The organism is Thiomonas sp. TH-17 (assembly GCF_057473305.1).
In genome coordinates this window covers 1-8,309 of the sequence record NZ_JBYCKI010000189.1, presented here as the reverse complement: position 1 = coordinate 8,309, position 8,309 = coordinate 1, and the positions used below count along the sequence as shown (strand labels likewise).

Sequence of the window (8,309 nt, the reverse complement as noted above, 5' to 3'; positions counted from 1 at the left end):
CTCGCCGGCTATGCGCAGACCCGCGCGGGGCAGCGCTACACCTTCGCCGCGCTGGTGAACGACCCACGCGCCGGTGGCGCCTGGCCTGCGCTAGAGGCCTTCATCAACGGCTTCATGCAGACGGCTTGAGCGCGCACTTCGCCGACCTCCCCCTATCTTTCGAGAGTCCCTCATGGCCTTTCACCTCACCGATCTCATCGGCTACGGCGCGGCGTTTCTCACCACCGTGTCTTTCGTGCCGCAGGCCTGGCTGACGGTTCGCAGCCGCAATGTTTCGGGTATTTCGCTCGGCATGTACTCGCTGTTCACCACAGGCGTGGCGCTCTGGCTGGCCTATGGCGTCATCCAGCGGAGCTGGCCCCTGGTTGGCGCCAACGCGGTGACTTTCCTGCTGGCGCTGGCCGTGCTGATCATGCGGTTGCGCTACGGCGCGCGACAGGCGGGGTGAGTCCGGCCTGCGCTTGGCCCCGTTTTGCTGCGCCGCAGCGAGCGCTTGGATCCTGGTTTAGACAGATCATCGGGCGTCACTTCGATGTTCCTTGGATCGTCCAAAAACTTGTAAGTAATTTGGTGATTTTGTAGTTCTAATTCCTGCCAAATTGCTTTACAATCTATCCATTGATATTTTGATTCAATGAGTCTCCAGAAATATCACCACAAGTAGCGAGTTCTACCTGTGTTTTCTGGCCTGCGCGGGCCAGAAATTTCTCGTTCGTCTCCTAGACGGCATAAGGGGTTCAAGCCAACCCCGCGCTTCATGGCATTCGCTCTGAATGCCCACCGGCCGCGTCTGCACGCGCGGCCACCCAGTCGCCACGCCCCGCTTTGCTGGGCGTCCTGCCATCGGACAACCTACAGGGTTGTCCACGACCTTGGGAGAGTCCATGCAGAACTCTGCTTCATCATTCATCGTCGGAAAATCGACCCTTGCCCCCGTTGTTGCCGTGATTGGCGCTGGCGCGTGGGGCACGGCGCTGGCCTGCGCCCTGCGGCGCGGCGGGCTGGAGGTGCGCCTGTGGGCGCGCCGCCCCGATCTCACCCACGCCATCGCCACCCAGGCGCGCAACCCGCGTCATCTGCCGGAGCTGGAATTGCCTGCCGGCCTGAAGGCGAACAGCCAGATGGCCGAGGTGCTTGACGGCGCCGACGCGGTGTTCATGGTCGTGCCGTCGGCTGCGCTGCGCGAGGTGGCGCGCGCTGCCGCGCCCTGGCTGCAGCGGCGCGCGGTGGTGTTGGCCGCTTGTAAAGGGATCGAGCAGGGCAGCGGCGCGCTGATGACTCAGGTGTTGCAGCAGGAGTTGCGGCCGGGCGCGCTTATTGGTGCGATCGGCGGGCCGAGTTTTGCGCATGAGGTGGTGCGCGGTCAGTCTGCGGCGCTCACGGTCGGTCTGCCTGCGCTGCGTCAGCGCGGCGCGGTCGATGTGCAAAGCCACGCGCAGCGGCTGATGGGGGGGCTGCGCGCAGCGTTCGCCGCAGGGCAGGTGCAGCTCGACGTGACGGACGATGCCATCGGCGTGCAGGTCGGCGGGGCGCTCAAAAACATGATCGCCATCGCGTGCGGCGTGGCCATGAGCTGCGAGCAGGGCGAGAACGCGCGCGCGGCCATTCTGACGCGCGGCTTGCAGGACATGCGGCGCCTGGCCCTGGCGTTGGGCGGCCGCCCTGAAACCCTGTTGTCGAGCGCGGGTGCGGGCGATCTGTTTCTCACCGCGTCGTCGGCCCAATCGCGCAACACCCGGCTGGGCATGCAGCTGGGGCGCGGCGAATTCCCCGGCGGCGAGGGCGAGCTGGCCGAAGGCGCGATCAGTAGCCAGTCGGTGCAAATTCTGGAACGGCGGCTCGGCCTGAATTTGCAGGTGGCCGCTGTGGTGCGCGATGTGCTGGGGCGCCGTCAAACGGCAGAGGAGGCCTTGCGGCGCCTGTTGAATCAGCCGGTACAGCAGGACGACGCGCTCGGCTTACCCGTCGCTTCGGGGGTGCATACGCACCGGCTATTGCGCGACGCGCAGGGCTTGCGGCCCACCCTGTCCCGCGCGCAGTCGCGGCAGTCGCAATGAAGGAGGCGTCGATGCCACAAACCATTCTGGCCACCGATCTGGACGGCACTTTTCTGGGCGGCAACGAGGCGCAGCGCGCGGCGTTGTATGAATGGATCGCGCAGCGCCGCAGCGAGATCGTGCTGATTTTTGTCAGCGGTCGCGGGTTCGACTTCATGCGCCAACTCGCACGCGATCTGCCGGTGCAACCCGATCATGTGATTGGCGACGTGGGCACCAGCGTGGCGACCGGCGCCGACTTCGCGCCCATTCCGTCGATCGATCATTGGCTCGACGCGAGCTGGCCCGCAGACATGGCGCAGCAGATCGATGTCATCGTTCGTCGGCACCCAGAGCTGCAGCCCCAACCCCAGCACGGCGGCCGCAGACGTTCGTATTTTTACCGTCGGCCAGAGCCGGTGCAGGTGGCTGCGACTGAGTTGCAGCGACTCGGATTCGACACCCTGATGTCGGACAACCAGTATTTCGACGTGCTGCCGCGCGGGGTGCAGAAAGGCTCGACCCTGTTGCGCACCCTGGCCGCGCTCGGCCTGCCCGAACACCGCACCCTGGTGGCCGGCGACACGCTTAACGATCTGTCGATGTTCCAGACCGGCCTGACCGGCGTGGCCGTAAGCAACCGCGAGGCCGCGCTCGATCATGCCATCACGCCGCATACCAATGTGTACCGCAGCGCCCAGCCGGGCGCAGCCGGGGTGCTCGACGCCTTGCAGCGATTTCATCAACAGGGGGATTTCAATGGCTTCATCTCTGGTCATCGTCTATCACAGACAACCGTATGAGGAACACAGCGAGGGCGGCCAGACCGTTCTGAGGGAAAACAAAAGCCCCAACGGCATCGTGCCGGCCCTCAAGGGTTTCATCGGCCAGGTCGACAGGGCGAGCTGGGTGGCGTGGAAAAAGGCGCCGACGGGAAAAGCTGCGAAGTTCGAACGCCGCATCACGGTGAACGACAGCTACGGCAACTATGAAGTCGTGCGGCTGCCCCTCACGACCGAGCAGATCAGCCAGTTCTATCACGTCGTCTCGAAAGAGGCGCTGTGGCCCATCCTCAACAGCTTTCCCTCGCTCTACTCCACCGAGAACTGCCAGTGGAGCGTGTTCCGCGAGGTCAACCGCCTGTTCGCCGAAGCCGCCTGCGCCGAGGCCGCGCCGGGGGCGGTGATCTGGGTGCACGACTACAACCTGTGGCTGGTGCCGGGTTTTGTGCGGCAGATGCGCCCGGATGTGAAGATCGCCTTCTTCCACCACACGCCGTTTCCCGCGCCCGATGTGTTCAACATCCTGCCCTGGCGTGATGAGATTCTGGCTTCGCTGCTCGATTGCGATCTAGTGGGCTTTCACGTGCCGCGCTACGCCCGCAACTTCGCCGCGCTGGTGCAGTCGCTGCGCAAAGTCGAGGGCCTGGTCGAGCGCAAGGTGTACCCGGAACTGCAGGCCACGGGTACTGCGCTGTCCGAGCCGGTCACGCCGGTTTCCATCACGGTGGGCGGGCGCATGATCCGCGTCGATGCCTTTCCCATCGGCACCCATGCCGACCTCATCCGCAGCACGGTGCAGAAGCCTGACAACCTGGCGCGGGTGGCCCACATCCGCCGCGAAATGGCCGAGCAGACCATCATCGTGTCGATCGGCCGGGTGGACTATGCCAAGGGCACGCGCGAAATGCTGCTGGCCTTCGAGCGGCTGCTGGTGCGCCGTCCCGAGCTGCACGGCAAAGTCCGGCTGCTGGTGACGGCAGTGGCCGCAGCCGACGGCATGCGCGTCTACAAGCGGGCGCAGCAGAACATCGAGCAGCTCGTCGGACGCATCAACGGCCATCACGGCTCGCTCACCTGGTCGCCCATCCTGCTCTCCACCACGCCCATGCCATTCGAGGAGACGCTGAGTTATTACCGCGCCGCCGACATCTGCTGGATCACGCCGCTGCGCGACGGCCTGAACCTCGTGGCCAAGGAGTTCATCGCCGCGCATGTGAACGAGAGCGGCGTGCTGGTGCTGTCGGAATTCGCCGGGGCGGCCGTGGAGTTGCAGGACGCCGTGCTGGTCAACCCGTACAGCATCAGCCAGATGGACGATGCCATCGACCGGGCGCTGGACATGCCGCGCGACGAACAGCGCGAACGCATGCAGCGCATGGATGCACTCATCTGCCGTTACGACATCAACCACTGGACGCACCACGTGCTCGAACTGTTCGCGCAGTTGCGGGCGCAGTGAGCCGAGCCGTTCGGTGATGCGCAACGACCTGAACGCGACCTGGACGATGCTGTGGGCGTGGGCGTCGTCCCACCCGCCCGACTCGCTGGCCATCGCCCTCACCCTGCTGGCGGCGCCGGTGTTCATGCTGGGGGCGAGACTGCTGCTCAAGGCCAGCGGGCCGGAAGGCAACGGGCAGTTTTTGTATCTGCGCCTGCGCAATCCGTTGAGGCTGGCCTGGCTGCTGCTGATACTGCGCGTCGATGCGGGGTTTTTGCAGCAGCGGCTGGAGAGCTGGTCGTGGGTGATTGCGCCGTTGCATCTGAGCCTGATCGCCGCGCTGACCTGGCTGGCCATGCGCCTGGTGCGGTCGGGCGGCGAGCTGGTGCTGCTGCGGCGCGGCGGCCTGCAACTGCCAGACGACCCCAATCTGCTCGATTCCAATCTGGAAGTGCGCGGCCTGCTCACCCGGGCTCGGGTGCTCACGCGCGTACTGAGCTTCCTCATTCTGCTCGTCGGCCTTTCAGTGGCGCTGATGAGCATTCCCGATGTGCGGCAGATCGGCGCCAGCCTGCTGGCGTCGGCGGGCATCGCCGGTCTGGTGGTGGGTTTCGCCGCGCGGCCGGTGCTCAGCAATCTGCTAGCAGGTCTGCAGATTGCGATGACCGAACCGATCCGCATCAACGACGTGCTCATCGTCGAGGGTGAATGGGGACGGGTGGAGGAGATCACCGGCACTTATGTGGTGTTCCGCGTGTGGGACGACCGGCGGCTGATTCTGCCGCTGCAGTGGTTCATCGAACACCCCTTCCAGAACTGGACGCGCACCAGCGCCAGCCTGCTGGGCACGGTGTTTCTGTGGGTGGACTACGCCACTCCGGTCGAAGCACTGCGCGACGAACTCAAGCGTCTGTGCGCGGCCGACCCCGACTGGGACGGCCGCCTGGCCCTGGTGCATGTGACCGACGCCACCGAGACCGCGGTGCAGGTGCGCTTTCTGGTGAGCGCGGCCAATTCGGCGCGCGCCTGGGAACTGCGCTGCCGCATTCGCGAAGGCATGATCGCCTATATGCAGCGCGCCCAGCCCGGGCATCTGCCGCGTCGGCGTGTGCAGTGGCATGAGCATGCAGAAACCGGTTCGTCACCGGCACCATTCTGATTTTTCCCCCGAGAAAGGCTACGAGATGAGCGCATGGCTATCCCTTCCCTTTTTGAATAACTCTTTGCAGAGCTGGCTGCTGGCGCTGGGCTGGCTCGTTTTGGTTGTGGTGCTGGTCTCGGTGGTCAAGCCGGTGCTGGTGTCTTGGATCAGCGCCCTGGCCTCGCACACCAGCAATCATTGGGACGACGCGCTAGTCAATGCGGTGCAGGGCACGCGCCTGCCGCTGGCCGCGCTCATCGGTCTTTACCCGGCGGTGCAAAGCCTCAGCCTGCCGGACACGGTGGGCAAATGGGTGCTGGGACTGGCGGCCGTGGCGCTGTTTCTGCAGATCGGGCTGTGGGTGTCGCGCTTTCTCGATTTCTGGATTCGCGTCTCGCGCGAGCGCGCCATCTCTCACGACCCCGAAACCGCCACCGGCCTGGCCGCGATGAGTTTCATCGCCCGGTTGGTGCTGTGGTCGCTGGTCTTTTTGCTGCTGCTCGACAACCTCGGCTTCAACGTCACCACCCTGCTGGCCGGTCTGGGCGTGGGCGGCATTGCGGTGGGCCTGGCCTTGCAGAACATTCTGGGCGACCTGTTCTCCAGCCTGTCCATCGTGCTCGACAAACCCTTCCAGATCGGACACTTCGTCGTCGTCGACAACTTCTCCGGTACGGTGGAAAACATCGGCTTGAAGACCACCCGCATTCGCTCCATCAGCGGCGAGATCGTGGTGTTCTCCAACACCGATCTCACCAAGGCCCGGCTGCGCAACTACAAGTTCATGCAGGAGCGGCGCATCGTGTTCGCCTTCGGCGTGACCTACGACACGCCGGCAGACACTCTGGAGCACATCCCGGCCCTGGTCAAAACCATCGTCGATCAGCAAGCCAACGCCCGATTCGACCGCGCGCACTTCAAGGATTTTGGTGATTCCAGCCTGAACTTTGAAGTGGTGTACTGGATGAAAACCTCCGACTACACCGCCTATATGGATACTCAGCAGGCGATCAACCTCGGTCTGGTGCGCGAATGCGCGCGCATCGGCGCGGAGTTCGCCTTCCCCACGCGCACCGTCCAACTGCAATTCGCGCCAGCTGCGACTGCACCGGAGCACCTCGAAAACAGGGCGCGTCTGGCCCGATTCGTCCAGGAAGCGACATGAGCGCGACCGACGCCGACACGGCCCCGCCGCCACAGCCCAAGTCATCGAACGCGCAAGAGGTTTGGGCCAGAGCGAAGACGCTGTTGCGGCGTTTGCGGCGGCTGATCGACCGCCAAGGCCCGCAATTGCTGGCGGCGCTGTTGGCCGTTGCGTGTGCGGCGCTGCTCATCGAGCCCAGTACGCACAAGCTCGAATCCACCCTGCTGCTCGTCTGGCAAAACGGGGCGCAGGGCATCGGGCAGCTTGGGCAGTTTGCGGCATTTCCGCCCATTCTTTTGGGGGCGGGTCTGCTGCTGATGGCGGCGGGCTTGCTGATGCGCGCCCGTCTGGCCTGGGCCATGGCCCTGATTCTGTCTCTGCTGGCCGGCGGGCTGGCGGTCTGGACGGTGAGGCGCCCAGACACCGTGTTTTTCATTGCGGCATTGCTCATCATCGTGCTCATGGTGTGGGCGCGGCGGTTTAACCGCTCCAGCGTGGCCACGGGCACGTTGTTCGCATTTCTCGGGGTGGGCAGTCTGCTGGTTTATGCGCTGCTGGGCTCGCTCTGGTTCGGCGCGGGCTTCGCGCCACGCATCGAAAATCTGTCGCAGGCGCTTTATTTTTCGGTCGTCACCATGTCCACAGTGGGGTATGGCGATGTGGTGCCCAAGACCGATCCGGCCCGCCTGTTCACCGTATCGCTCATCGTTCTGGGCATCACGGTATTCGCCACCACTTTGTCTGTCGTCGTCGGGCCGCTGATCGGCGGCAGTCTCAAGCGAACCCTGGAGAAGCGCATGCACAACGTGAATCGCCGTCATCACATCGTCCTTGTCGGGGGCTCAACGCTGGCGCAGGCCTTGCGCCAGTCTTTGGTTTCGCGCGCCGTGCCGGTCACGGTCGTTTTGCCGGAAGACACCGTCAATCCCTACCCGGAAGATGCGGACGTGATTGTTGGCGACCCCTCGCAACCGCAGACCCTGCAGGACGCCGGGGTGCCGCAAGCCCGCGCCGTGCTGGTGCTGCGCGATGACGATGCGGACAACGCCTTCATCGTCCTCGCCGTCAAGGAGCTGGCCCCCAAGGTGCGCACCGTGGCGGCGGTGCAAGATGCGCGCAACGTGACCAAAATCCGGCGCGTCCAGCCCGATATGGTGTTCGCGCCGCAGTTGCTGGGCGGCGAACTGCTCGCCCGCAGCCTGCTGGGTGAGCCGATCGACAACGCCTTGATCAATGACTTGCTGCTGGGCAAACCCGACAAGGCATGAGGCTGCGCTCGCGGCGATAGCCGCCGCGATTTCTGGCGTCAGCTTCGGACGCATCCGAATGGCCCCACCCGCATGCCGTTCGTAGAATCGGCGCAGATTCGCGGTTGCGCCCCTTGTGTGCAGATCTTGGGCGCTCAACCAAGCGAAGACCATAACGAGGGGACTGGGATGCGGATTCTGATTGCCGAAGATGACCGGGTCTTGGCCGATGGCCTGCTGCGCTCGCTACGCGCGCTGGGCTATGCGGTCGATCAGGTGGCCGACGGCAACAGCGCCGACGCGGCGCTGCAGTCCAGCGAATTCGATCTGCTGATTCTCGACCTGGGGCTGCCGCGGCTGTCGGGCTTTGAGGTGCTGCGCAAGCTGCGCGCTCGCGGCGCCACGGTGCCCGTGCTCATTCTCACCGCCGCCGACAGCGTGGAAGACAAGGTGCGCGGCCTCGACCTCGGCGCCGACGATTACATGGCCAAGCCCTTCGCGCTGCAGGAGCTCGAAGCCCG

8 protein-coding genes are annotated in these 8,309 nt (G+C 64.8%); all 8 read left to right on the top strand.

Translation table 11 applies throughout. The annotated features are described in order from the left end of the window. Positions 1-172 precede the first annotated feature (172 nt). On the top strand, positions 173-448 hold the full coding sequence (locus AC2VLV_RS11380; protein WP_486990092.1) for a SemiSWEET transporter: 276 nt from the start codon (positions 173-175) through the stop codon (positions 446-448). A gap of 436 nt (positions 449-884) precedes the next feature. Next, positions 885-2,057 (top strand): NAD(P)H-dependent glycerol-3-phosphate dehydrogenase, encoded by a 1,173-nt coding sequence (locus AC2VLV_RS11375; RefSeq protein ID WP_486990091.1) that lies wholly within the window; start codon positions 885-887, stop codon positions 2,055-2,057. An 11-nt stretch (positions 2,058-2,068) separates the two neighbouring features. After that, positions 2,069-2,839: an HAD family hydrolase gene (locus tag AC2VLV_RS11370; RefSeq protein WP_486990090.1), complete on the top strand. Its 771-nt coding sequence runs from the start codon at positions 2,069-2,071 to the stop codon at positions 2,837-2,839. Further along, positions 2,796-4,277: a glucosylglycerol-phosphate synthase gene (gene ggpS, locus AC2VLV_RS11365; RefSeq protein WP_486990089.1), complete on the top strand. Its 1,482-nt coding sequence runs from the start codon at positions 2,796-2,798 to the stop codon at positions 4,275-4,277. Before AC2VLV_RS11370 ends, ggpS begins: the two co-directional genes overlap by 44 nt. A gap of 16 nt (positions 4,278-4,293) precedes the next feature. Beyond that, positions 4,294-5,415, top strand: a complete 1,122-nt coding sequence (locus tag AC2VLV_RS11360) for a mechanosensitive ion channel family protein (protein ID WP_486990088.1) — start codon at positions 4,294-4,296, stop codon at positions 5,413-5,415. A 25-nt stretch (positions 5,416-5,440) separates the two neighbouring features. After that, entirely contained in the window at positions 5,441-6,562 is a 1,122-nt protein-coding gene (locus AC2VLV_RS11355) for a mechanosensitive ion channel family protein (RefSeq protein WP_486990087.1), read from the top strand. Beyond that, a complete protein-coding gene (gene kch, locus AC2VLV_RS11350; RefSeq protein WP_486990086.1) occupies positions 6,559-7,809 on the top strand; it encodes a voltage-gated potassium channel protein in 1,251 nt (416 codons plus the stop codon). Before AC2VLV_RS11355 ends, kch begins: the two co-directional genes overlap by 4 nt. A gap of 168 nt (positions 7,810-7,977) precedes the next feature. Further along, the coding region (locus tag AC2VLV_RS11345; protein WP_486990085.1) for a response regulator at positions 7,978-8,309 on the top strand (332 nt) is incomplete at its 3' end.